Consider the following 20,841-nt stretch of genomic DNA (forward strand, 5'->3'; position numbering starts at 1 on the left):
CTGTCAACAGTCGCTTGACCTGCGGGTCTTCCATCAAACCGCTGGTCAGGGCAGAGGATACGCAGGTCGCGCGACGGGGCGGCGCCGACCGATCGGCGGTGCGCCACCCCGGTAGATCACTCGCCCGGCCGTACGAACACCGTCCGTCCACCCACGACGGTACGCAGGCAGACCGGCAGGTCACGGCCCGGGGTCAGGTCGGGCAGCCCCGGGGTGCCGGAGCGGGGGTCGGTCGACCAGCGGGCGACCCGGTCGTCCGGAGCTTGGACCACGAGTTCGTCGGTGCGCCACACGGCGTAGTCCGCGGGTGCGCCCGGCACCAGGACGCCCGCGTCGTCCCGTCCGATAGCCCGCCAGCCGCCCCGGGTGTGCGCGGTGAACGCGGCGCGCACGGAGATGCGGTGCTCGGCGGTGTGGTGGAACGCCGCCGCCCGGAGCGTGCCCCACGGGTCGAGGGGCGTGACGGGACTGTCGGAGCCGAAGGCGAGCGGGACGCCGGCCCGCAGCAGGGCCGCGAAGGGGTTGAGGGTGCGGGCCCGCTCCACACCCAGGCGCTGGGCGTACATGCCGTCCTCGCCGCCCCACAGCGCGTCGAAGGCGGGCTGGACGGACGCGGTCAGGCCGAGCTCGGCGAAGGCAGCGACGGTTTCGGGGGTGAGCATCTCGACGTGCTCCACGCGGTGCCGGGCGGCCCGGACCCGGGCGAGGCCGAGCTTCTCCGCGGCGGCGCGCACGCCCTCGACGACGGCGCTCACGGCGGCGTCGCCGATCGCGTGGAAGCCCGCCTGGAGGCCGGCCTCGGTGCACGCGGTGACATGGTCGGCGACGGCGGCGGCGTCCAGGTAGGAGGTGCCGGTGTGGTCGGCGTCGCCGTAGGGCTGGTGCAGGCAGGCGGTGTGCGAGCCGAGGGCCCCGTCGACGAACAGGTCGCCGGCCGCGCCGGTCGCCCCCAGCGCGCGGGCCTTCTCGACGTCCTGCTCGGCCCAGTAGCCGACCACACGTGGGCCGGCCTCCGCGGACGCGAGTGCGAGCAGCCCGGTGAAGTCGTCCTCGGAGGAGATCTCCGGCCCTGCGCATTCGTGAACGGTTCCGATGCCCAGGGAGACGGCACGGGCGAGGGCGGCGCGCTGGGCCCCGGTGCGCTGCGCCGGGGTGACGGCGCCGAGCGCGGCGGCGCGCACGGCGTGGTGGGCGTCGGCGGTGAGCGGGGCGTCCGGGGCGTCGAGGCCGGGGGTGAGATCCAGCAGGGCGGTCGTGACGACGGCCGAGTGGACGTCGATCCGACTGAGGTAGAGGGGACGGTGACCGGTGGCCTCGTCGAGTTCGGCGCGTGTCGGGGGACGGCCGCCGGGCCAGCGGGCGGCGTCCCAGCCGTGGCCGAGCAGGACGCGGTCGTCCGGACGGGCCGCGGCGAAGTCCCGTACGCGGGTGAGTGCCGCGCCGAGGGAGGGGGCGTCGGACAGGTCGAGGCCGGTGAGGGCGAGGCCCGTGGACGTCGTGTGCACATGTGCGTCGGTGAACGCGGGGGTGACCAGGGCGCCGTCCAGGTCGATCACTTCGTCGACGCCGTCGGCGAAGGCGTCGGCCGCGCCCTCGGAGCCGACCCAGGCGACTTGTCCGCGCTCCACGACCATCGCCGTGGCGAACGGGTCGGCGGGGCTGTGGACCTCGCCGCGGCGCAGGAGGACGGTGCTCGGTTCGGCGGTGCGTTCACTCATGAGGGACAGTTTCGCGCCTCGGGCACAGCGCCCGGCACGCAGGTCCGTCAGATCCGCGGCGGCCGCGCCTCGTACGGTGTGGAGAGCACCACCGTGGTCCGCGTCGACACCCCGGCCAGGGTCCTGAGCCGGGCCAGCAGTTCCTCCAGTTCGTGCGGGGTGGCCACCCGCACCTTGAGGATGTAGTTCTCGTCGCCGGCGACGCTGTGGCAGGCCTCGATCTCGGGGACGCCGGACAGGCGGTCCGCGATGTCGTCGGGGGCACTGGGGTCGAACGGCTTCACCGAGATGAAGGCGGTCATGGGCAGCCCGATGGCCTCCGGGTCGACGACCGCCGCGTAGCCGCGGATGACGCCGCGCTGTTCCAGCCGCCGCACCCGCTGGTGCACGGCCGACGTGGACAGGCCGGTGGCCTTGCCCAGGTCTGTGTAGCTCATCCGCCCGTCCTTGACGAGCAACTGCACGATTTGTCGGTCGAGCTCCTCCATGGCGCAAGAACCTACAGTGCGGCTGATCTCCTCCGATACCTGAGCGGCGCAGGTCATGCCCGGTTCGTGATGTGCCGGGAGCCGGCTGTGGGCCGTCCGGGGGACAAAACGACCGCGTCGGGCACCTGCGGATGGCATGTGACGAAGACCACACCCCCCGAACAGCCTCCGTGATGTTCTCGTGATTACCGCCGAGACGGGGCGGGAAGTGCTTGCTGTGGTCGAGGCCGCAGTGCCGATACGGCCCAGCCCGAGGGGGAGAACCCAATGCAGAGTCTTAAGCGCCCTGGTCGTGCCGCACCCAAGCGGCCGCAGCTGGTTGTCGAGCCCGAGCCGGAGGGCGTCGAACCCGACGCTCTCGGCGACGAACCCGACGCCTACGACACCTTCGAGATGTACCGGGTGATCTGCCCGGACTGCGCGCAGCCCATCGCCCTGCTGGCGGACGAGGAGTTCCTGCCGGAGCACGCGCTGTGTGCCTCGCCGTGGAACCCGTTCGGCCTCACGGTCTGCGCCGGCACCGGCCGCAGCGCCTCCGAGGCCCGGTCGGCGGACGAGTCGGCCGAGCCCCAGGAGCAGGACATGGCCCTCCTGTTGACGCTCCCTCAGGGGCTCGACTGGCGGACGCAGCCGTTCTCGCACGTCGGCGGCCCGGGCTCGCGTCCCATCCGGGTGCCCGTCATGCGCCGCCAGGCCGCCTGAGCGGCCTCGCCTCCACTCCGTGACCGCGCCGCGCCACGGTCGGCAGACCGCCGTGGCGCGGTTCGGTGTGCCCGCGGGCGGACAAGACGTCGGGGCAGGCGGCCGTCCACGCCTCGGACGGCCGCGAACTCACTCCCGATTCCGGGAACGGGTGACCTGTCCGCCGACACCGCGTTTCCCCGGTATGACCCCCACCTATTCGACGACCGGGCGTCAGCGTCGGGTGTTCGTCCCCGCACCGGTTCCGGCTCACGGAGAATCGGTTCCGCTCGCTCCGCCGCAGGTTCAGGACCCGCCCATCTACCGTGCCCTGATGCGCACCTGGGCCGACGGTGGCCGCACCCTGCCGGGGCGCCACGACCCGGAGTGGGTCCGGCTGGCGGCGCCCCAGGTGACGAAAGGCCAGTTCAGCGGGTCTCGGGACCCGCTAGGTGACGGGCGATGACCATCCGCTGGATCTGGTTGGTGCCCTCGACGATCTGCAGCACCTTGGCCTCCCGCATGTACCGCTCGGCCGGGAAGTCGGCCGTGTAGCCGTACCCGCCGAGGATCTGCACGGCGTCGGTGGTCACCTTCATGGCGGTGTCGGTGCAGTGCAGCTTGGCCATGGCCGCCTGCCTGGCGAACGGCCGGCCCGCGTCCCTGAGGCGGGCCGCCGCGAGGTACAGCGCCCGGCCTGCCTCGATCTGGGTCGCCATGTCGGCGAGCATGAAGCGCAGGCCCTGGAAGTCGGCGATCGGCCGCCCGAACTGCAGTCGTCCGGTCGCGTACGCCAGCGCCTCGTCGAGCGCCGCCTGCGCCAGACCCACGGCGCAGGCCGCGATGCCGAGCCGCCCGGAGTCCAGGGCGGACAGGGCGATCGCGAAGCCCTGACCCTCCTCGCCGATGCGCCGGCCGTCCGGGACGCGGACACCGTCGAGATGGACCTGGGCGGTCGGTGAACCCTTCATGCCCATCTTCTTCTCGGGCATCGCGCCGCTCAGGCCCTCCGAGTCGCCGGGCACCAGGAAGGCCGTGATGCCGCGCGCGCCCTCCTCGCCCGTGCGCGCCATGACCGTGTAGAAGTCGGCGATGCCGCCGTGGGTGATCCACGCCTTGTTTCCGGTGATCACCCAGTCCTCACCGTCGCGCACGGCCTTGGTGCGCAGTGAGGCCGCGTCCGAGCCGGAGGAGGGCTCCGAGAGGCAGTAGGCGCCCAGCAGGCCACCACCGAGCATCGCGGGCAGGTGCTCCACCTGCTGCTCCTTGGTGCCGTAGGCGGCCAGCGCGTAGGAGGCCAGGGTGTGCACACTGACGCCGAGGCCGACGGTGAGGCGGGCGGTGGCGAGTTCCTCGAGGACCTGGAGGTAGACCTCGTACGGCTGGTCACCGCCCCCGTACTCGGAGTCGTACGGCAGGCCCAGCAGTCCGGACTCGGAGAGCAGGGTGAAGACCTCGCGCGGGAAGCGTCCGGCGTCCTCCTCCTCGGCCGCCTTCGGGGCGATCTCACGCTGCGCGATGTCGCGGACGAGCGAGATCAGATCCCGGGCCTCGTCCGTGGGCAGTTGACGGTCCACCGGCTGCGGGGCGCGGTCGGGCATGGCGTCGCTCTCCTCCCTGTCGGGAACTGGCGGACGCGCCTTTCGTGGGGCGGCCCCGCCGGGTCTCACGGGTGCCGCCGATGGTCGCACTTCCGGGTCGCGGAAGCTGCTGACCAGCGGCTGTGCGCTGTGAGTATGCCCGATCGGAGGCACTCCGTCACCAGTTAACGACCGCTTACTTCAGGAAGTTCCCGGAGTGCGCGACACGCCCGGATTGGTACGAACCATTGACCGCAGTGGTCTAGTCCTCTTACCTTTCGATCCAACGCTTCCCCGCGTTCATGCCAATCGGCGTGCGATCCCCTCCCTGTCCCTGCGAGGAGACACCCGATGCACACCCCACCCCGCCCCCGCGCCCGGCTGAGGGCCCTGCTGTCCGCTTCCTGCTGTGCCGCCCTCGGCGCCGGCCTGCTCGCCGGCGCGGGCACGGCCACCGCCACGGAGCCCGGCCCCGCCCAGGCCTCGGAGGTCACCGAGGCCCGCGCACCCGGCTCGAAGGTTGTCGGCTACTTCACCGACTGGGGCATCTACGGCCGCCAGTACTTCGTCAAGAACATCGAGACCTCCGGTTCCGCCGACAGGCTCACCCACATCAACTACGCGTTCGGCAACGTCACCGACGGCAAGTGCGCTCTCGGTGACGCCTGGGCGGACACCGACAAGCCCTTCACCGCACAGGAGTCCGTGGACGGTGTCGCCGACACCGCGGACCAGCCGCTGAGCGGCAACTTCAACCAGCTGCGCAAGCTGAAGAAGCTCCACCCCGACCTCAAGGTCATCTGGTCCTTCGGCGGCTGGAGCTGGTCGGGCGGCTTCGGCGAGGCGGCCAAGGACCCGGCGGCCTTCGCCCGGTCCTGTCACGACCTGGTCGAGAACTCCAGGTGGGCGGACGTCTTCGACGGCATCGACATCGACTGGGAGTACCCGAACGCCTGCGGGCTGACCTGCGACACCAGCGGCCGGAAGGCGTTCGGGGACGTGATGGCCGCGCTGCGCGCCGAGTTCGGCAGGCGGCAGCTGGTCACCGCGGCGATCACCGCCGACGCCACACCCGGCGGCAAGATCGACGCGGCGGACTACGCGGGCGCGGCGCGATACGTCGACTGGTACAACCCCATGACGTACGACTACTTCGGCGCCTGGGCGGCCGCCGGCCCGACGGCGCCGCACTCCCCACTGACGTCCTACCGGGGCATTCCGCAGGAGGGCTACAACACCGCCGCCACCATCGCCAAGCTCAAGGGCCTGGGCATCCCGTCCTCGAAGCTGCTGCTCGGCATCGGCTTCTACGGGCGCGGCTGGACCGGCGTCACACAGGCGAAGCCGGGCGGCGCCGCCACCGGTCCGGCGGCCGGCACGTACGAGGCCGGCTTCGAGGACTACAAGGTGCTGAGGACCACGTGCCCGGCGACCGGGGTCGTGGGCGGCACCGCCTACGCCAAGTGCGGCGACGACTGGTGGAGTTTCGACACCCCGAAGACGATCAGGGGAAAGATGAAGTACAAGGAAGCGCAGCGCCTGGGGGGCACGTTCTTCTGGGAGCTGAGCGGGGACACCGCGGACGGTGAACTGATCAGGGCGATCGACTGACCGGGCCAACGGGGGCCGGGGGCGGGGGCCAGAAGCCTTCGCCCCCGGTCGCGCGGGCTGTCAGGCGTCGTCGCGGCGGGCCGGCACGGGGGCCGGGTAGCCGGGGTCCATCTCCTCGATCGCCCGCATGGATCCGCCGAGCGTCTTGACCAGGAGCTCACTCATCGTCTCGCGGGGCAGCTGGGGGCGGTCGATCCAGTCGAGGGCGGCTCCCTCGACGCTGCACACCCAGGCGAGCAGACCCATGCGGGCCAGCGGCGCGATGTCGGTGCGGCCGTACGCCCCTTCGGAGATGGTGGCGACGATGGCCTCGCGCACGCCGTCCCGGATGGCGTGCACCTCGGCGTCGAAGCCGACCCCGCCGCTGACGATGGTGCGGTAGGCGGCCTGGTTGTGCTCGGCGTAGCGCAGATAGCTGTCGATGGTGCGGTGGACCCGGTCCACCGGTTCCAGCTCCAGGCCGCTCGCCGCGTAGGTCACCAGGTCGGCGACGGAGTCCTGGATGATCGCCAGGTAGTAACCGCGCTTCGACTGGAAGTAGTAGTAGATCAGTCCCTTGGCGACATGGGCCTGCCGGGCGATGTCGTCCATCGAGAGGGCGTCGTACGACGTGTCGGCGAACAACTTCCGCCCGATGGTGATGAGTTCGGCACGACGTGCGACCGAGCGCTCGGTGCCGCGCGCCCGGGGGCGGACGGCTTCGCGCTGTTGACTGATATTCAATTTCGACCCTGGTCTCAACGGGCGGCGGGACACCCGCAGTATGTCAGGTCGGTAATGGGTCAGGTCACAGCAGGCCGAGCTGGGTGACGAGCATGGCGATCACCACGACGAGCGTCCAGCCCATGACGTGCTCGACGGTCTTCGGACCGTCTTCCTGGGGGCCGCCGGTACGGGCGCGGACGGCGGAGGCTGCGGTTGCGGTCATGGCTTCTCGCTGAGGTCGGACGTACGGGTGGACTCCCCCCACCGGTTCGTCCACCTTGCCACCCCTGGCGGCTTTTGCGGCAGAGAGCTTGGTCACACGCGCACGGCCCCCGGACCGTGCCGGGGGCCGTGCGTCCGTCGGCTCAGCGCACGCCCACCGCCGCGAGCGCCTTGCGCTGGCGCGGGGTCGGGAGCGCCGGGAAGTACAGGTAGCAGACACCGCCGGTGCCGGAGACCACCTTGCCCGCGGCGTTGTACCGCTTGGTCCTGAGCCAGATGTTCTCCCACTCGCGCCGCAGGTAGACCCGCCGCACGGCCTCGTTGTCCGGCGAGTTCGGGTCGTTGGCGATCACGTCACCGCTCGCGGTGAAGCCGATCACGGTCATCAGGTGCCCGGACGTCCCGTAGCCCGCCCCGGTGAGCTCCTCCTTGAGGAAGGACTGGGACGTTATGGCGGGGATGCCGGCCGCGATCAGCGTCTCCAGGTCGGCGAGGGAGCCGAGCCGGGTGACCACGCCCTGCAGGCCCTTGAAGGTGGCCGCGTAGGCCGCGTTGAACGGCCAGTTGCCGCAGCCCGCGTACTGGTGGTCGTAGGTGAAGCGGGCCGCGTGGCAGACCTGCGGGTCGGCGAAGGACGGGTCGACCCAGGCCAGCTGGTCCTCGGTGAGCCGGCCGCCCCAGTACTCGACGATCATCTGCGAGGAGGTGGGGCTGCACCAGGCCTCGCCGCCGTTGTCGTACTCCGGGTACTGCCCGATGTGGGTCTCCTGCGAGTAGCGCGGGACGACCAGTTCCTGGGCGAGGCCGGGGGCGGAGGCGGGCACGGTGAAGCGGTCCGGGACGTCGGACCCCATGGCGCCGAGGCGCCAGACCGTGGGCGTGGTCTTCGTGCCGGGCTTGCGGTAGAGGGTGAGCCTGAGGCGGTACGACACCAGGCGCAGGCCCGTCGCCGGGTCGTCGATCGCGAAGGTGTCCGTCCAGATGCTGCTCTTGCCGTCTCCCTGGTCGTCGACCGAGGTCCGCTTGATGTCCTGGTCGCCGGCGGCCCAGCGGCCCATCACGTACCAGGGCGTGTTCGTGCCGTCGGAGTACGTGCCCTTCAGCTCGACCTGGAGCCAGGTGCCGGCCGGCGTGTGCGCGTTCCAGGAAGCGATCGCCTCCGTGGCGGGGACGGCGAGGACGTGGACGGGGGACGTCCAGGTCGCGTACTCCCAGGCGGCGGTCTTCTGGGTGTGCGGGTCGGTGTAGTCGGCGGTGCCCGCGGGGCTGCCGATCACGACTCCGGGGCGGACGCCCGCGACGGCCCGGGTGCCCTTGGCGGTGCCGGCGCGCCAGTGGGCGTACGTGGTCCAGAAACGGTTGTCGACCGGTCGGGTCAGGCGGGCCCGGTCGGGGTGGACGGTGTCGGTCACGGCACTGCTCGTGGTGTCGGCGGCCGCCGGGCCCGCGCTGCCGGCCACGGCGGCGGCGACGGCGGCGGCCAGTACGGTTCTGCGGGACGGCTGTTCAGCTCTGCTCATGGGCGGAATGACCCCCAGGTGTCCGAGTCGGGGCAGGTCCAATGCACGGTTGTGCGCCAACTATGGAGCAGGGGGCATGCTCCTGCCAGCACTTCGGGCCATGCCACGCCCGGCAATATTGGTCTCGGCCACTGGCGTGACCGCCGTCTTAGACTGACCGGAGGAAACCTGCTCCCCCTCCCCCTGAGGAACGGCCATCCGCGACCTCGCCACCCGGCTCCGCCGACTGCCCCCGTCCTGCGGCCCGGTCCGTCTGATCGGGATCGACGGTCACGCAGGCTCCGGAAAGTCCACGTTCGCCGGGCGGTTGGCCCGGGCGCTGGAGGGCGCGCCGGTGCTGCGCCTGGACGACATCGCCAGCCATGACGAGCTGTTCGACTGGACGGGGCGGCTGCGGTCCCAGGTGATCGAACCGCTGGGCCGCGGGGACACGGCCCACTACACCCCTTACGACTGGCACAGCCGTGACTTCGGAGCGCCGCTGGCGCTGCCGCCGGCACCGGTCGTCCTCGTCGAGGGGGTCGGCGCGGGCCGGCGTGCGCTGCGGCCGTACCTGGCGCACCTGTTGTGGATGGAGCTGCCGCGCGAGGAGGCCTGGGCACGCGGGCGGTCGCGGGACGGGGAGGAGCAGCGGGAGTTCTGGGCCGGATGGGTCCGGGCGGAACTACGGCACTTCGCGGACGACCCCTCCCGGCCGTTCGCCGACCTCCTCGTGAGCCAGGGGCGGAAGGGGTACGAGGTGCTGCCGGGGCCTGCCGGGACGGTTGGCCCGGACCAGTCCGTCACGTACGGTGACGGGCCATCGGCAATGTGCTGAACTTGTGAAGGGCCTTGCGGAGGAACTTTCCGGAGTGCTTCAACTCGGCTTGACCCAGGGGCCGTACAGGTCTTACGTTCTGAATGTGCGGCCGTTCGAGGCCGCCCCCGCAGTCGCGAAGCCCCCGGTTGTTCCCCCGTGATCGGGGGCTTCGTTCTGCCCTTTTCCCTCTTTTTCGGGCGCCGCGAGACACGGGATGCTCACCCTCGGTCACCACGCGCGGTGGTGCCCCTCCCCTCCCACCTCGTCAAACGGGCCGTGCGGCACCCTTCGGTGGACGACGCCCTCGCGGGTACGATGCCCTCGGTGCGACCTGCGGACGGCTGCTCCGCGCACCGTCGCAACTCCGGTCCGCGGCACAGTGGTTGGACCAAGGCGGTTGACGGGCACCGGCCCGCCGGCCAACCAAACGGGGGCACGGTTTGTGGGGGACGTGATGGACTTCGGCACGCGGGGCCCCGAGGCCCCGGCCGACCTCGCCTGGCTGCGAGGCGTGGACGCCTACACGATGGGCGCCTATCCGCAGGCGGAGGAGGAGTTCCGCACCGCGGTGCGGATCGATCCCGGGATGGCCGACGGCTGGCTGGGACTGCACGCGCTGCGGGTGGACACGACGACCGCGTTGCTGCGGATGTTCCGGCACCGGGACCGCTTCGGCGAACAGCGCACCCGGCACCGCCGCACCCTCAACTCCTGGTACTGGCTGGGCTGGTGGGTGCAGCCGGTCCTGGAGAGCCCCCGCGACCTGCTCCTCGCGCACGCCTCGCACTGGCTGGACGGCCGGCACGTACCGGAACTGGACCGGGCCCTCGCGGGCCTGCCGCCGGTGGACGCCGACCACCAGGTCCGCTTCCTGCACGCCTGCCGCGCCTACCTCGTCAAGGACTGGGAACAACTGGTCCGGCACACGGACCCGCTGATCAACGACCCCATGCTGGGTATCGAGGCGGGCCTGTTCGGCGGTATGGCAAGGGTCCGCCTCGAGATGTACGGGCAGGCGGAGCCGCTTCTGTCGTCCGCCCTGATGCGCTGCCGCAGTGAGCAGCCGCAGCGCAAGGAGCTGCGCTACTGGCTGGCGCGCGCCCACGAGGGCACCGGCCGCAGCGCCGCCGCCCTGCCGCTGTACCGGGCCGTGCACCGTGTCGACCCCGCCTTCATGGACACCTCGGCCCGGCTCGCCGCGATCGCCGAGGGCGACGGGTACGACGACTCCACCGACCTCGCCGCCCTCACGCTCGCCGGGGCCGGACAGGACGCCGTGGACGGGCCCGACGGACTCGACCCGCTCTTCGGCATGGAGGAGCGTGACCTGAAGCTGACCGGTCCCGACCTGCCGCCGGCCGGTCCGCTGCCGTCGGTGACCGACCCCGCCGTGCGCGAGAAGGCCGGACCGTCGCCGTCGCTGCCAGCCGGCCCCACCGACCCCGGGTTACTCGAGGAGGCTCTCGCCGAGCTCGAGCGCATGGTGGGTCTGGAGCCGGTGAAGCGCCAGGTCAAGGCGTTGTCCGCGCAGTTGAACATGGCCCGGCTGCGCGCCGGGCAGGGTCTTCCGGTCCAGCCGCCCAAGCGGCACTTCGTCTTCTCCGGCCCCTCGGGCACCGGCAAGACCACCGTGGCCCGCATCCTGGGCCGCGTGTTCTACGCCCTCGGCCTCCTGGGCGGCGACCATCTCGTGGAGGCCCAGCGGGCCGACCTGGTCGGTGAGTACCTCGGCCAGACCGCGGTGAAGGCCAACGAGCTGATCGACTCCGCGCTCGGCGGTGTGCTCTTCGTCGACGAGGCCTATTCGCTGTCCAACTCCGGTTACGGCAAGGGCGACGCATACGGCGACGAGGCGCTCCAGGTGCTGCTGAAGCGGGCCGAGGACAACCGCGACCACCTGGTGGTGATCCTGGCCGGTTACCCGGAGGGTATGGACCGCCTGCTGGCCGCCAACCCCGGGCTGTCGTCCCGCTTCACGACCCGCGTCGACTTCCCGTCCTACCGTCCCCTCGAACTCACCTCCATCGGCGAGGTGCTGGCCACGGAGAACGGCGACGTCTGGGACGAGGAGGCGCTGGACGAGCTGCGGTCGATCGCCGGGCACGTGGTCGACCAGGGGTGGATCGACGAGCTGGGCAACGGGCGGTTCCTGCGGACGCTGTACGAGAAGAGCTGCGCGTACCGGGATCTGCGGCTGTCGACCTACCCGGGCATGCTGACCCGGGACGACCTGTCGACTCTGCGGCTGCCCGACCTGATGCAGGCGTACGGCGAGGTGCTGTCGGGGCGGGGCCCGCAGGATCCGTCGGCCATGTGAGGGACGGCCCGCGGGTCGTGGTGCGGCCGCGGGCCGGTGGGGGCCGCTCGCGCCCGCGCCCGTTCGGCCCCCACCCCGAGCACCGGCTAGCTCGCCAGCGCCTCCTCGGGCTCACCGCTGACCCGGGGCTCCGCGACCCGTACCTCCGGCACCTCCCGGTGTGCGGGATCCCGTACCTCGCCCACCAGCATCTCCAGTACGTCCTCCAGCGCGACGAGGCCGAGCACCCTGCCGGACGCGTCCGCCACCTGGGCCAGGTGGGTCGCGGCCCGGCGCATCACGGTGAGGGCGTCGTCGAGCGGCAGTTCGGACCTGAGGGTGGTCATCGGCCGCCAGACCTGCTGCGGCACCGCCCGCTCGGACTCCTCCAGATCGAGGACGTCCTTCACGTGCACGTACCCCATGAAGGCGCCGTTCTCCGCGGCGACCGGGAAGCGGGAGTACCCGGTGTGGCCCGTGAGCTCGACGATCTGGCCCGGGGTGACCGACGGGGCGACCGTGACCAGCGACTCGCGCTTGAGCAGGACGTCCGTCACCGGGCGGGAGCCCAGCTCCAGGGCGTCCTCCAGGCGTTCCTGCTCCTCGGGGTCGAGCAGGCCGGCCTGGCCGGAGTCCTCCACCAGCCGGTTGAGCTGCTCGCTGGTGAAGACGGCCTCGACCTCGTCCCTGGGCTCGACGCCGAAGAGCCGCAGGATGCCGCCGGCGCAGGCGCCGAGGGCCACGGTGATCGGCCGGCACAGGCGGGCGAACGCGACCAGGCCAGGGCTGAGCCACAGCGCGACCTTCTCCGGAGCCGCCATCGCGAGGTTCTTCGGGACCATCTCACCGATGACGAGGTGGAAGAAGACGACCGCGGCGAGCGCGATCATGTACCCGAGGGGGTGGATCATGCCGTGCGGCAGGTGGATCCATTCGAACACCGGCTCCAACAGGTGCGCGACCGTCGGTTCGGCTACGGCACCCAGGGTCAGTGAGCAGACGGTGATGCCGAACTGGGCGGCCGCCATCATCTGCGGCAGTCGCTCCAGGCCGTACAGGACCTGGCGGGCCCGGACGGTGCCGAGCGGCTCGATCTGGCTGCGGCGCACGGAGACGAGCGCGAACTCGGCGCCGACGAAGAAGCCGTTGGCGAGGACGAGCAGGGCGGCGAACAGAAGTTGGAGCACGCTCATCGGGCCGCCTCCACGGCAACGGCGGTGGCCTCTCTGGTGGCCTCCGCGGCGGGCAGGGTCCGGACCAGGCGGACCCGCTCGGCGCGGTAGTGCCCGACCTGGCGCACGGACAGCCGCCAGCCGGGCAGTTCGGTCCTGTCGCCGACGGCCGGGATGCGGCCGAGCAGGTCGGCGACCAGCCCGGCGACGGTCTCGTACGGCCCTTCGGGCACGTTCAGTCCTATGCGCTGGAGGATGTCGACGCGGCAGCTGCCGTCGGCCTCCCAGGCGGGCCTGCCGTCCTCCGGCGCGGCGGCGGCGAGTTCGGGCAGGTCCTGCCCGTCGTGCTCGTCGCGGACCTCGCCGACGAGCTCCTCGACGATGTCCTCCAGCGTGACGACGCCGGCCGTGCCGCCGTACTCGTCGACGACGACGGCGATGGGCTGTTCGCTGCGCAGCCGCGCGAGCAGCGGTCGCACGGGCAGGGTCTCGGGCACGAGCAGCGCCGGCCGCGCGATGCGCCGCACCGGGGTGCGCAGCCGGTCGCCGGCGGGGACGGCCAGGGCGTCCTTGAGGTGCACCATGCCGACGATCTCGTCGATCTTCTCGCGGTACACGGGGAAGCGGGACAGGCCGGTGGCACGGGTCAGGTTGACCACGTCCTCGGCCGTGGCCGACGACTGCAGGGCGCTGACCTTCACCCGCGGGGTCATGACGTGCTGTGCGGTCAGCTCGGCCAGCGACAGCGTCCGTACGAAGAGGTCGGCGGTGTCCTGTTCCAGGGCGCCGGCCTGCGCGGAGTGCCGGGCCAGGGAGACGAGTTCGCCGGGGGTGCGGGCGGAGGCCAGCTCGTCGGCGGGCTCGATGCCCATCGCTCTCACGAGGCGGTTGGTGACCGCGTTCAGGGCCGCGATCACCGGGCGGAACAGGCGGGCGAAGGCGTGCTGCGGGCCGGCGACGAACCGCGCGACCTGCATCGGCTTGGACACCGCCCAGTTCTTGGGCACCAGTTCGCCGATCACCATCTGCACGGCGGAGGCCAGCAGCATGCCGATCACCACGGCGACACCCGAGACGGCACCCTCGGGGATGCCGACCGCGGTGACGGGGCCGTGCAGCAGCTCCGCCAGCGCCGGTTCGGCGAGCATGCCGACGACGAGGGAGGTGATGGTGATGCCGAGCTGGGTGCCGGAGAGCTGGAAGGACAGCTCCTTGAGGGACTCGACGACCGTACGGGCCCGTCGGTCGCCCTCGGCGGCGGCCTTCTCGGCGTCCGTCGCCTCGACCGTCACCAGGCCGAACTCGGCCGCCACGAAGAATCCGTTGGCGAGAATCAGCAGGAACGCCGCTCCGAGGAGCAACAGGGGGATGGTCATGCCGCCGCCTCGGTGGGTCGGGAGGGGGCGGCGCAGGTACTACAGGACGATCCGTCCATCGCTGGAGGGAGTCACTCCTTTGGTTGCAGGGGGGCCTCTGAGGACCGGGCGGAACATCAGCGGCGGAGGCGCAACGAGAACGCCTCCGCCAACAGATTAATCAAGACATGGCCCGTTACGGCAGATCCCCCGTGGAACGGGCCTCGGCGAGCGCCCGCAGTGTGCGCGCGTCCGCGATGGCGCGCTGCTTGGCGATGCCGGGCTGGATGCCGAGCGCCGGCAGGCTGGTGCCGTCGCTCAGGTCGAGGAACACCCAGGGGTCGCCGGGGCGCAGGTTGACCTGGATGATCTCCGCCCACTCCAGACGGCGCCTGGCGGTGATGTTCACGACGGTGACGCCGGACTCGTCGGCGACGACCTTCGGCCGGGACAACAGGAGCAGCACGCCGAACAGGAGTGCCGCGGTGAAGACGAAGCTGAGCCGCTCACCGCCGCTGAGCTGCTCCAGCAGTATCGCGACCGTCGTGATGACCACGAAGATCGCGACGCCGGCGGTCAGCAGGACGGCACGGGTGCGGCCGGGCCGGAACGTGACGGGAAGGGCGGGCAGGTCGGACATGGTGGCTGGCCCCTCACAGACGGCAGGCGTGGATGGCCGTCGTCAGGATGGCCCGGGCGCCGATGTCGTACAGGTCGTCCATGATCCGCTGGGCTTCCTTGGCGGGGACCATCGCGCGGACGGCGACCCAGCCCTCGTTGTGCAGCGGGGAGACGGTCGGGGACTCGAGGCCCGGCGTGAGCGCGACGGCCTTCTCGAGCTGCTCGACCCGGCAGTCGTAGTCCATCATCACGTAGGTCCGGGCGACCAGGACACCCTGCAGCCGGCGCAGGAACTGCTGCACCTTGGGCTCCTCGGTGTCCGCGCCGGTGCGGCGGATCACGACGGCCTCGGACTTCATGATGGGCTCGCCGAAGACCTCCAGGCCCGCGTTGCGCAGCGAGGTGCCGGTCTCGACGACGTCGGCGATGACCTCGGCGACGCCGAGCTCGATGGCGGTCTCGACGGCACCGTCGAGGTGCACCACGGAGGCGTCGACGCCCCGGTCGGCGAGGTGCCCCGCCACGATGCCCTCGTAGGAGGTGGCGACCGTCTTGCCCTTGAGGTCCTCGACGTCGTTCGCCGTGCCGGGCTTGGCGGCGAAGCGGAAGGTGGAGCGGGCGAAGCCGAGCGGGAGGATCTCCTCGGCCTTGGCGCCGGAGTCGATCAGCAGGTCACGGCCGGTGATGCCGATGTCGAGGCGGCCGGAGGAGACGTAGATGGCGATGTCGCGGGGGCGGAGGTAGAAGAACTCGACCTCGTTGACCGGGTCGACGATCCGCAGTTCCTTGCTCTCGCGGCGCTGCTGGTAGCCGGCCTCATGCAGCATCTCCGCCGCAGGGCCTGACAGGGAACCCTTGTTGGGGACGGCGATGCGCAGCATGAGGTCGGCTTCCTTTGTTCGTGCGTACGGTGGTGGGGTGCGGTGACGGCTCAGAGGTGGGCGTAGACGTCGTCCAGGGAGATTCCGCGGGCGACCATCATCACCTGGACGTGGTACAGCAGCTGGGAGATCTCCTCGGCTGCCGCGTCCTTGCCCTCGTACTCGGCGGCCATCCAGACCTCGGCGGCCTCTTCGACGACCTTCTTGCCGATGGCATGGACGCCCTTGCCGACCAGTTCTGCGGTGCGGGAAGTGGCGGGGTCGCCGGTGGCGGCCTTGTGCTGGAGCTCGGTGAAGAGCTCCTCGAACGTCTTATTGGACATGGTGGCGCCCACTTTACGCGTGTGCCGGCCGACCTATCGCCACGGTTCAGATACTGAGCGGAGGGTGGCCGCCGTGGCCACCGCCGCCGTCACCGCCTCGTGGCCCTTGTCCTCGTTGGAGCCCTCGATGCCGGCCCGGTCCAGGGCCTGCTCCTCGGTGTCGCAGGTGAGGACGCCGAAGCCGACGGGGACGCCGGTGTCGACCGAGACCTGGGTGAGGCCCTGGGTGACGCCCTGGCACACGTACTCGAAGTGGGGGGTGCCGCCGCGGATGACGACCCCGAGGGCGACGATCGCGTCGTAGCCGCGGCCCGCGAGGACCTTGGCTACGACCGGGAGCTCCCAGCTGCCGGGGACCCTCAGCAGGGTCGGCTCGTCGATCCCGAGGTCGTGCAGGGCGCGCAGGGCGCCGTCCACCAGACCGTCCATCACCTTCTCGTGCCACTGTGCCGCGATGACGGCGACCCGCAGGTCACCCACGTTGCGTACGGACAGTTCCGGTGCACCCTTGCCGCTCACGTCTCTCCTCGTTGCTCTTGCTTACTGGTTGCCGCAGGTGGACACGGGGGCCGTGTCCAGCCAGGGCAGGTCGTGCCCCATCCGGTCCCGCTTGGTGCGCAGGTAGCGGAGGTTGTGCTCGCCCGCCTGTACCGGCATCGGCTCGCGGCCGGTGACCTTGAGGCCGTGGCGGACGAGCGCGTCGGTCTTGTCGGGGTTGTTGGTCATCAGGCGCAGGCTGCGGACGCCGAGGTCCTGGAGGATCTGCGCGCCGGCGCCGTAGTCCCGGGCGTCGGCGGGCAGGCCGAGTTCCAGGTTGGCGTCGAGGGTGTCGTGGCCCTGCTCCTGGAGCTCGTAGGCGCGCAGCTTGGACAGCAGGCCGATGCCTCGCCCCTCGTGGCCGCGGAGGTAGACCACCACTCCCCTGCCCTCGTCCTGGATGCGCTTGAGGGAGGCGTCCAGCTGGGGGCCGCAGTCGCAGCGCGCGGAGGCGAAGATGTCGCCGGTGAGGCACTCGGAGTGGACCCTGACCAGGACGTCCTCTCCGTCGCCGATCTCGCCGTGGACGAGGGCGACGTGCTCGACGCCGTCGACGGTGGAGCGGTAGCCGTACGCGGTGAAGGTGCCGTGCACGGTGGGCAGGCGGGTCTCGGCCTCGCGGCGGACGGTGGGCTCGGCGCTGCGGCGGTAGGCGATCAGGTCCTCGATGGAGATGATCGTCAGGCCGTGCTTGCGGGCGAAGGGGATCAGCTCGGGCAGCCGCAGCATGCGGCCGTCCTCGCCTGCGATCTCGACGATCGCGCCGGCCGGGCGCAGGCCCGCGAGCCGGGCGAGGTCGACGGCTGCCTCGGTGTGGCCGTTGCGGACGAGGACGCCGCCGGGCCGGGCGCGGAGCGGGAAGACGTGGCCCGGGCGGACCAGGTCGGACGGCTCGGCCGTGCCGCCGGCGAGCAGCCGGAGTGTAGTCGCGCGGTCGGCGGCCGAGATGCCGGTGCTCACGCCGTACGCGGCGGAGGCGTCGACGGAGACCGTGAACGCGGTCTTCATCGACTCGGTGTTGTCGTCGACCATCTGCGGGAGCTGGAGCCGGTCCAGTTCGTCGCCCTCCATCGGGGCGCAGATCAGGCCGCGGCACTCGCTCATCATGAAGGCGACGATCTCGGGGGTCGCCTTCTCGGCGGCGACGACGAGGTCGCCCTCGTTCTCCCGGTCCTCGTCGTCAACCACCACGATCGGGCGGCCGGCCGCGATGTCCGCGATGGCCTGCTCGACGGGGTCGAGCGCGAAGTCCTCGAAACCGTCGGTGCTGTACAGGATCGGTGAGATCGAGGGGGTGGCGCGATGGGGGTCCCCCCAGGCCTTCTGCTCTGGGGGAGTCTCGTTCGGGGTGGTGGCGGGAGACGGGTGGGCGCTCATGCCGGCGCTCCTTCCAGGGTCGGCCGCGCGCCGTTGCGGGAGCGCAGCCACCAGTCGCGCATGCCCCACAGGACGAGCGCGCCGTAGATGACGTAGACGAAGCCGGAGAAGGCGTAGCCGTTGGCGAAGTTCAGCGGGACGCCGACCAGGTCCACCAGCAGCCAGGCGAACCAGAACTCGACCATGCCGCGGGCCTGCGCGTACATGGCGACGATGGTGCCGACGAAGATGTACGCGTCCGGCCAGGGGTCCCAGGACAGGGTCGGGTAGGCCTTGAAGAGGAGGGCCACGGCGACGGTTCCGACGGCGGCGGCGCCGACCATGGCCGCACGCTCGCGCCAGCTGGCGAAGCGCGGGACGATGTGGCCGTCCCCGGCCTCACCCTTGCTGCGGTTCCACTGCCACCAGCCGTACAGGGCGACGGTCATGACGACGGCCTGCTTGCCGGCGCTGCCGGTCAGGTGGCCGAAGAAGGCGCCGAAGAGGATGAGGCCGGACAGGAACTGGACGGGCCAGCTCCAGATGGACCGGCGCCAGCCGAGGGCGAGGCCGACCAGGCCGAGGATGTTGCCGACCATGTCCGACCAGAGGATGTGCTGGTCGAAGAGGACGAACGCCTCTGAGTTCAGCCAGTTCACTTGCCGTCCCCCTGACTGCCCATCAGCCGCTCGACGTACTTGGCGATGACGTCGACCTCGAGGTTGACCGGGTCGCCGGGCTGCTTGCGGCCGAGGGTGGTCAGGTCGAGGGTGGTGGGGATGAGGCTGACGGTAAAGTAGTCGGGGCCGGCGTCGACGACGGTGAGGCTGATGCCGTCGACGGTGATGGAGCCCTTCTCGACGACATAGCGCGTGAGGTCCGCGGGCAGCGAGATCTTCACGATCTCCCAGTTCTCGGACGGCTTGCGTTCGAGCACCTGCCCGGTGCCGTCGACGTGGCCCTGCACGATGTGGCCGCCGAGGCGGGCGCCGAGGGCCATGGGGCGTTCGAGGTTGACCCGGGAGCCGACGGCGAGGGCACCGAGGCTGGAGCGGTTCAGGGTCTCGGCCATCACGTCGGCCGTGAACCAGTCGCCCTCGTGCTCGACGACGGTCAGACAGACGCCGTTGACGGCGATGGAGTCGCCGTGCTTCGCACCCTCGGTGACGACGGGGCCGCGCAGCCGGAAGCGGGAGGCGTCGCCGAGGTTCTCGACGGCGGTGACCTCACCCAGCTCTTCGACGATTCCGGTGAACACTTCCCGGGTCCTCCTGCCTCTTCGGGCACGGACTCCGGGGCTGTCGATGACGACAGAAAGGACGAGCAGGGACACCGGTGGCGACGCCGGACAGGGCTCGCCTCATCGACGAACCGGTACGGCGGCGCGCATGAATGCCCGCCCGCCGCGCACTGCCTCCCATCCGGACTTTAACCGTCGGTCCAGGAATTTCACCTGGTCAACCGGCCACTGGAAGTGACCGGGTCGCGGACTGTAACCGCCGGTTCGGACTTTCACCGACCCCGGAGTGCGCTGCTTCTGGTACAGGGCCAGTCTGCCACGCCTGATCGTCGTCCATACGGACGAACAGTGTGGGGTGGCTCACAGAGTGTGTCGATGGACTTATCGGCCGGGCCGTGACCTCCCAATTCCCGCCCGCACGCCGGACCTTGACCTCGGTCCGGATCCCTTGACGTAATGGTCTAGTCCTTTTTAGGGTCGCGATGTGTGGACACCCGTTGAGACGGGCCCGGCGGCGGTGACGACGGCCCTTGCCCGCCGCCGGGTCTCCCCTCCCCTCGAGGGGACGAGGTCGTCCACGCGGGAGCCGGCCGTGGTGAACTGAACGGCATGACCACGATCCTGGTGACCGGCGGTACCGGAACACTCGGCCGGCTCGTCGTCGAGCGGTTGCGTACGGACGGCCACGAAGTGCGGGTTCTCAGTCGGCACGCGCAGCCGTACGCCGTCGATCTGCGCGAGGGTGGCTCGGGGCTGGACGCGGCCGTCGCCGGCGTGGACGCGGTCGCGCACTGCGCGACATCGCCGCGCGGCGGTGACGAGCGGGCGGCGGCACAACTGATCGCGGCGGCGCGGCGGGCCGGGGTGTCCCACCTGGCGTACGTCTCGATCGTCGGGGTGGACCGAGTGCCGCTCGGCTACTACCGGACCAAGCTCGCCGTGGAGCGGCAGGTCGAGGAGTCGGGGCTCGGCTGGACCGTGCTGCGGACGACGCAGTTCCACAATCTGCTCGTGCAGCTGTTCCAGACCCTGTCCAAGGCGCCGGTGATGCCGCTGCCCGCGGGCGTGCCGGACCAGCCGATCGACGTGACCGAAGTCGCGGCCCGCCTGGCCGAGTTGGCGGCGGGCCCGGCCTCGGGGCGGGTGGAGGACATGGGCGGACCCGAGGTGCGGTCGCTGGAGTCGCTGGCCCGGGCGTACCTGAGGGCGGCGGGCCGACGGCGGGCGGTGGTGAACGTGCCGCTGGCGGGCAAGGCGTACCGGGGGTTCCGGACGGGCGGCCACCTCACTCCGGAACGGGCCGTGGGGAAGGGGACGTTCGAGGAGTATCTGGCGCGGCGGGAGGGGTAGCTCGGCCACCGGGGGGGGCGGCGGGCTGGGGCAGGAGCGGGCAGGGTAGCTCGGCCGCCCGGGGGCGGCGGGCTGGTGGGCAGGAGCGGGCGGCGGGCCTCCTCGGCGGAGGCACCCGGTTCCCTCGGGGGCAGCGACGGGCTCCTCGGCAGCAGCGACCGGCTTCCCCCGCGGCAGCAACCGGCTCCCCAGCAGCAGCGACCGGCCGCCTTCCCGGCGGAGGCACCCGGTTCCCTCGGGGGCAGCGACCGGCTTCCTCCGCGGCAGCAACCGGCTCCCCGGCAGCAGCGACCGGCCGCCTTCCCGGCGGAGGCACCCGGTTCCCTCGGGGGCAGCGACCGGCTTCCTCCGCGGCGGCGACCGGCTGACTCGGCGGCGGCCAGAGC

The 20,841-nt window shown here is 71.5% G+C and carries 21 protein-coding genes and 1 riboswitch; of the genes, 6 read left to right on the forward strand and 15 right to left on the reverse strand.

Features of this window, described 5'->3' with window-relative positions; all coding sequences use genetic code 11:
- Window positions 1-116: 116 nt before the first annotated feature.
- Window positions 117-1,718 carry an amidohydrolase gene (locus AQJ84_RS24725; RefSeq protein ID WP_030038631.1) on the reverse strand — a complete coding sequence of 534 codons (1,602 nt, stop codon included), beginning with the start codon at window positions 1,716-1,718 and terminating at the stop codon, window positions 117-119.
- Window positions 1,719-1,765: 47 nt separating this feature from the next.
- Window positions 1,766-2,206, reverse strand: a complete 441-nt coding sequence (locus tag AQJ84_RS24730) for an Lrp/AsnC family transcriptional regulator (protein ID WP_030038630.1) — start codon at window positions 2,204-2,206, stop codon at window positions 1,766-1,768.
- 267 nt (window positions 2,207-2,473) lie between these two features.
- Here AQJ84_RS24730 and AQJ84_RS24735 point away from each other — a divergent pair, with 267 nt between their 5' ends.
- A complete protein-coding gene (locus AQJ84_RS24735) occupies window positions 2,474-2,908 on the forward strand; it encodes a hypothetical protein (RefSeq protein WP_030038629.1) in 435 nt (144 codons plus the stop codon).
- Between the two features lie 184 nt (window positions 2,909-3,092).
- On the forward strand, window positions 3,093-3,353 hold the full coding sequence (locus AQJ84_RS45140; protein ID WP_078631621.1) for a hypothetical protein: 261 nt from the start codon (window positions 3,093-3,095) through the stop codon (window positions 3,351-3,353).
- Here the strand turns inward: AQJ84_RS45140 and AQJ84_RS24740 are convergent.
- Window positions 3,316-4,488 (reverse strand): acyl-CoA dehydrogenase family protein, encoded by a 1,173-nt coding sequence (locus tag AQJ84_RS24740; RefSeq protein ID WP_053192421.1) that lies wholly within the window; start codon window positions 4,486-4,488, stop codon window positions 3,316-3,318. The two genes, AQJ84_RS45140 and AQJ84_RS24740, sit on opposite strands and share 38 nt — an antisense overlap.
- Window positions 4,489-4,818: 330 nt before the next feature.
- Here AQJ84_RS24740 and AQJ84_RS24745 point away from each other — a divergent pair, with 330 nt between their 5' ends.
- Window positions 4,819-6,078: a glycoside hydrolase family 18 protein gene (locus AQJ84_RS24745; RefSeq protein ID WP_053192419.1), complete on the forward strand. Its 1,260-nt coding sequence runs from the start codon at window positions 4,819-4,821 to the stop codon at window positions 6,076-6,078.
- 60 nt (window positions 6,079-6,138) lie between these two features.
- On the opposite strand, the gene AQJ84_RS24750 is transcribed toward AQJ84_RS24745, so the two are convergent.
- The 3 genes from AQJ84_RS24750 to AQJ84_RS24755 form a co-directional block, all read right to left on the reverse strand.
- Window positions 6,139-6,801 carry a TetR/AcrR family transcriptional regulator gene (locus tag AQJ84_RS24750; RefSeq protein WP_030038625.1) on the reverse strand — a complete coding sequence of 221 codons (663 nt, stop codon included), beginning with the start codon at window positions 6,799-6,801 and terminating at the stop codon, window positions 6,139-6,141.
- Window positions 6,802-6,865: 64 nt separating this feature from the next.
- Window positions 6,866-7,006 (reverse strand): SCO1431 family membrane protein, encoded by a 141-nt coding sequence (locus AQJ84_RS42465; protein ID WP_107082787.1) that lies wholly within the window; start codon window positions 7,004-7,006, stop codon window positions 6,866-6,868.
- A 142-nt stretch (window positions 7,007-7,148) separates the two neighbouring features.
- Window positions 7,149-8,525, reverse strand: coding sequence for a peptidase C39 family protein (locus AQJ84_RS24755; protein WP_053192418.1), 1,377 nt, complete (start codon window positions 8,523-8,525; stop codon window positions 7,149-7,151).
- 196 nt (window positions 8,526-8,721) lie between these two features.
- Here AQJ84_RS24755 and AQJ84_RS24760 point away from each other — a divergent pair, with 196 nt between their 5' ends.
- Together AQJ84_RS24760 and AQJ84_RS24765 are read left to right on the forward strand one after the other, a co-directional pair.
- The gene (locus AQJ84_RS24760) at window positions 8,722-9,342 is read left to right on the forward strand and encodes a uridine kinase family protein (protein WP_063753055.1); all 621 of its coding nucleotides are present in this window, start codon (window positions 8,722-8,724) and stop codon (window positions 9,340-9,342) included.
- A 436-nt stretch (window positions 9,343-9,778) separates the two neighbouring features.
- Window positions 9,779-11,641, forward strand: coding sequence for an AAA family ATPase (locus AQJ84_RS24765; protein ID WP_053192416.1), 1,863 nt, complete (start codon window positions 9,779-9,781; stop codon window positions 11,639-11,641).
- Window positions 11,642-11,727: 86 nt separating this feature from the next.
- On the opposite strand, the gene AQJ84_RS24770 is transcribed toward AQJ84_RS24765, so the two are convergent.
- From AQJ84_RS24770 to AQJ84_RS24810, 9 genes are all read right to left on the reverse strand, one after another.
- Entirely contained in the window at window positions 11,728-12,813 is a 1,086-nt protein-coding gene (locus AQJ84_RS24770; protein ID WP_030038620.1) for a hemolysin family protein, read from the reverse strand.
- Complete coding sequence (locus tag AQJ84_RS24775; protein ID WP_030038619.1) at window positions 12,810-14,168, reverse strand: hemolysin family protein; 1,359 nt, start codon at window positions 14,166-14,168, stop codon at window positions 12,810-12,812. Before AQJ84_RS24775 ends, AQJ84_RS24770 begins: the two co-directional genes overlap by 4 nt.
- Before the next feature lie 175 nt (window positions 14,169-14,343).
- Window positions 14,344-14,787, reverse strand: coding sequence for a PH domain-containing protein (locus AQJ84_RS24780; protein ID WP_030038618.1), 444 nt, complete (start codon window positions 14,785-14,787; stop codon window positions 14,344-14,346).
- Between the two features lie 13 nt (window positions 14,788-14,800).
- Window positions 14,801-15,649, reverse strand: a complete 849-nt coding sequence (hisG, locus tag AQJ84_RS24785; RefSeq protein ID WP_030038617.1) for an ATP phosphoribosyltransferase — start codon at window positions 15,647-15,649, stop codon at window positions 14,801-14,803.
- Between the two features lie 50 nt (window positions 15,650-15,699).
- Entirely contained in the window at window positions 15,700-15,972 is a 273-nt protein-coding gene (locus AQJ84_RS24790; protein ID WP_030038616.1) for a phosphoribosyl-ATP diphosphatase, read from the reverse strand.
- 33 nt (window positions 15,973-16,005) lie between these two features.
- Window positions 16,006-16,491, reverse strand: coding sequence for a 6,7-dimethyl-8-ribityllumazine synthase (gene ribH / locus AQJ84_RS24795; protein ID WP_030038615.1), 486 nt, complete (start codon window positions 16,489-16,491; stop codon window positions 16,006-16,008).
- Window positions 16,492-16,512: 21 nt separating this feature from the next.
- Window positions 16,513-17,886, reverse strand: a complete 1,374-nt coding sequence (locus AQJ84_RS24800) for a bifunctional 3,4-dihydroxy-2-butanone-4-phosphate synthase/GTP cyclohydrolase II (protein WP_225889145.1) — start codon at window positions 17,884-17,886, stop codon at window positions 16,513-16,515.
- Window positions 17,883-18,524, reverse strand: coding sequence for a nicotinamide mononucleotide transporter family protein (locus AQJ84_RS24805; RefSeq protein ID WP_053192413.1), 642 nt, complete (start codon window positions 18,522-18,524; stop codon window positions 17,883-17,885). The genes AQJ84_RS24800 and AQJ84_RS24805 overlap by 4 nt, the downstream gene beginning before the upstream one ends.
- On the reverse strand, window positions 18,521-19,123 hold the full coding sequence (locus AQJ84_RS24810) for a riboflavin synthase (RefSeq protein WP_030038612.1): 603 nt from the start codon (window positions 19,121-19,123) through the stop codon (window positions 18,521-18,523). Before AQJ84_RS24810 ends, AQJ84_RS24805 begins: the two co-directional genes overlap by 4 nt.
- Before the next feature lie 145 nt (window positions 19,124-19,268).
- Window positions 19,269-19,399, reverse strand: a riboswitch (FMN riboswitch).
- A gap of 315 nt (window positions 19,400-19,714) precedes the next feature.
- Between AQJ84_RS24810 and AQJ84_RS24815 the strand changes: the two genes are divergently transcribed.
- Window positions 19,715-20,455, forward strand: a complete 741-nt coding sequence (locus AQJ84_RS24815; RefSeq protein WP_030038611.1) for an SDR family oxidoreductase — start codon at window positions 19,715-19,717, stop codon at window positions 20,453-20,455.
- The last annotated feature ends 386 nt before the right edge of the window (window positions 20,456-20,841 follow it).

The organism is Streptomyces resistomycificus (assembly GCF_001514265.1).
Taxonomy (GTDB): Bacteria; Actinomycetota; Actinomycetes; order Streptomycetales; family Streptomycetaceae; genus Streptomyces; species Streptomyces resistomycificus.

What these genes read in the sequence shown, in the direction of transcription:
- AQJ84_RS24725 (WP_030038631.1), bottom strand. Translation starts at nt 1,718, where the DNA reads ATGAGTGAACGCACCGCCGAACCGAGCACCGTCCTCCTGCGCCGCGGC.
- AQJ84_RS24730 (WP_030038630.1), bottom strand. Translation starts at nt 2,206, where the DNA reads ATGGAGGAGCTCGACCGACAAATCGTGCAGTTGCTCGTCAAGGACGGG.
- AQJ84_RS24735 (WP_030038629.1), top strand. Translation starts at nt 2,474, where the DNA reads ATGCAGAGTCTTAAGCGCCCTGGTCGTGCCGCACCCAAGCGGCCGCAG.
- AQJ84_RS45140 (WP_078631621.1), top strand. Translation starts at nt 3,093, where the DNA reads ATGACCCCCACCTATTCGACGACCGGGCGTCAGCGTCGGGTGTTCGTC.
- AQJ84_RS24740 (WP_053192421.1), bottom strand. Translation starts at nt 4,488, where the DNA reads ATGCCCGACCGCGCCCCGCAGCCGGTGGACCGTCAACTGCCCACGGAC.
- AQJ84_RS24745 (WP_053192419.1), top strand. Translation starts at nt 4,819, where the DNA reads ATGCACACCCCACCCCGCCCCCGCGCCCGGCTGAGGGCCCTGCTGTCC.
- AQJ84_RS42465 (WP_107082787.1), bottom strand. Translation starts at nt 7,006, where the DNA reads ATGACCGCAACCGCAGCCTCCGCCGTCCGCGCCCGTACCGGCGGCCCC.
- AQJ84_RS24755 (WP_053192418.1), bottom strand. Translation starts at nt 8,525, where the DNA reads ATGAGCAGAGCTGAACAGCCGTCCCGCAGAACCGTACTGGCCGCCGCC.
- AQJ84_RS24765 (WP_053192416.1), top strand. Translation starts at nt 9,779, where the DNA reads ATGGACTTCGGCACGCGGGGCCCCGAGGCCCCGGCCGACCTCGCCTGG.
- AQJ84_RS24770 (WP_030038620.1), bottom strand. Translation starts at nt 12,813, where the DNA reads ATGAGCGTGCTCCAACTTCTGTTCGCCGCCCTGCTCGTCCTCGCCAAC.
- AQJ84_RS24775 (WP_030038619.1), bottom strand. Translation starts at nt 14,168, where the DNA reads ATGACCATCCCCCTGTTGCTCCTCGGAGCGGCGTTCCTGCTGATTCTC.
- AQJ84_RS24780 (WP_030038618.1), bottom strand. Translation starts at nt 14,787, where the DNA reads ATGTCCGACCTGCCCGCCCTTCCCGTCACGTTCCGGCCCGGCCGCACC.
- hisG (WP_030038617.1), bottom strand. Translation starts at nt 15,649, where the DNA reads ATGCTGCGCATCGCCGTCCCCAACAAGGGTTCCCTGTCAGGCCCTGCG.
- AQJ84_RS24790 (WP_030038616.1), bottom strand. Translation starts at nt 15,972, where the DNA reads ATGTCCAATAAGACGTTCGAGGAGCTCTTCACCGAGCTCCAGCACAAG.
- AQJ84_RS24800 (WP_225889145.1), bottom strand. Translation starts at nt 17,886, where the DNA reads ATGAGCGCCCACCCGTCTCCCGCCACCACCCCGAACGAGACTCCCCCA.
- AQJ84_RS24815 (WP_030038611.1), top strand. Translation starts at nt 19,715, where the DNA reads ATGACCACGATCCTGGTGACCGGCGGTACCGGAACACTCGGCCGGCTC.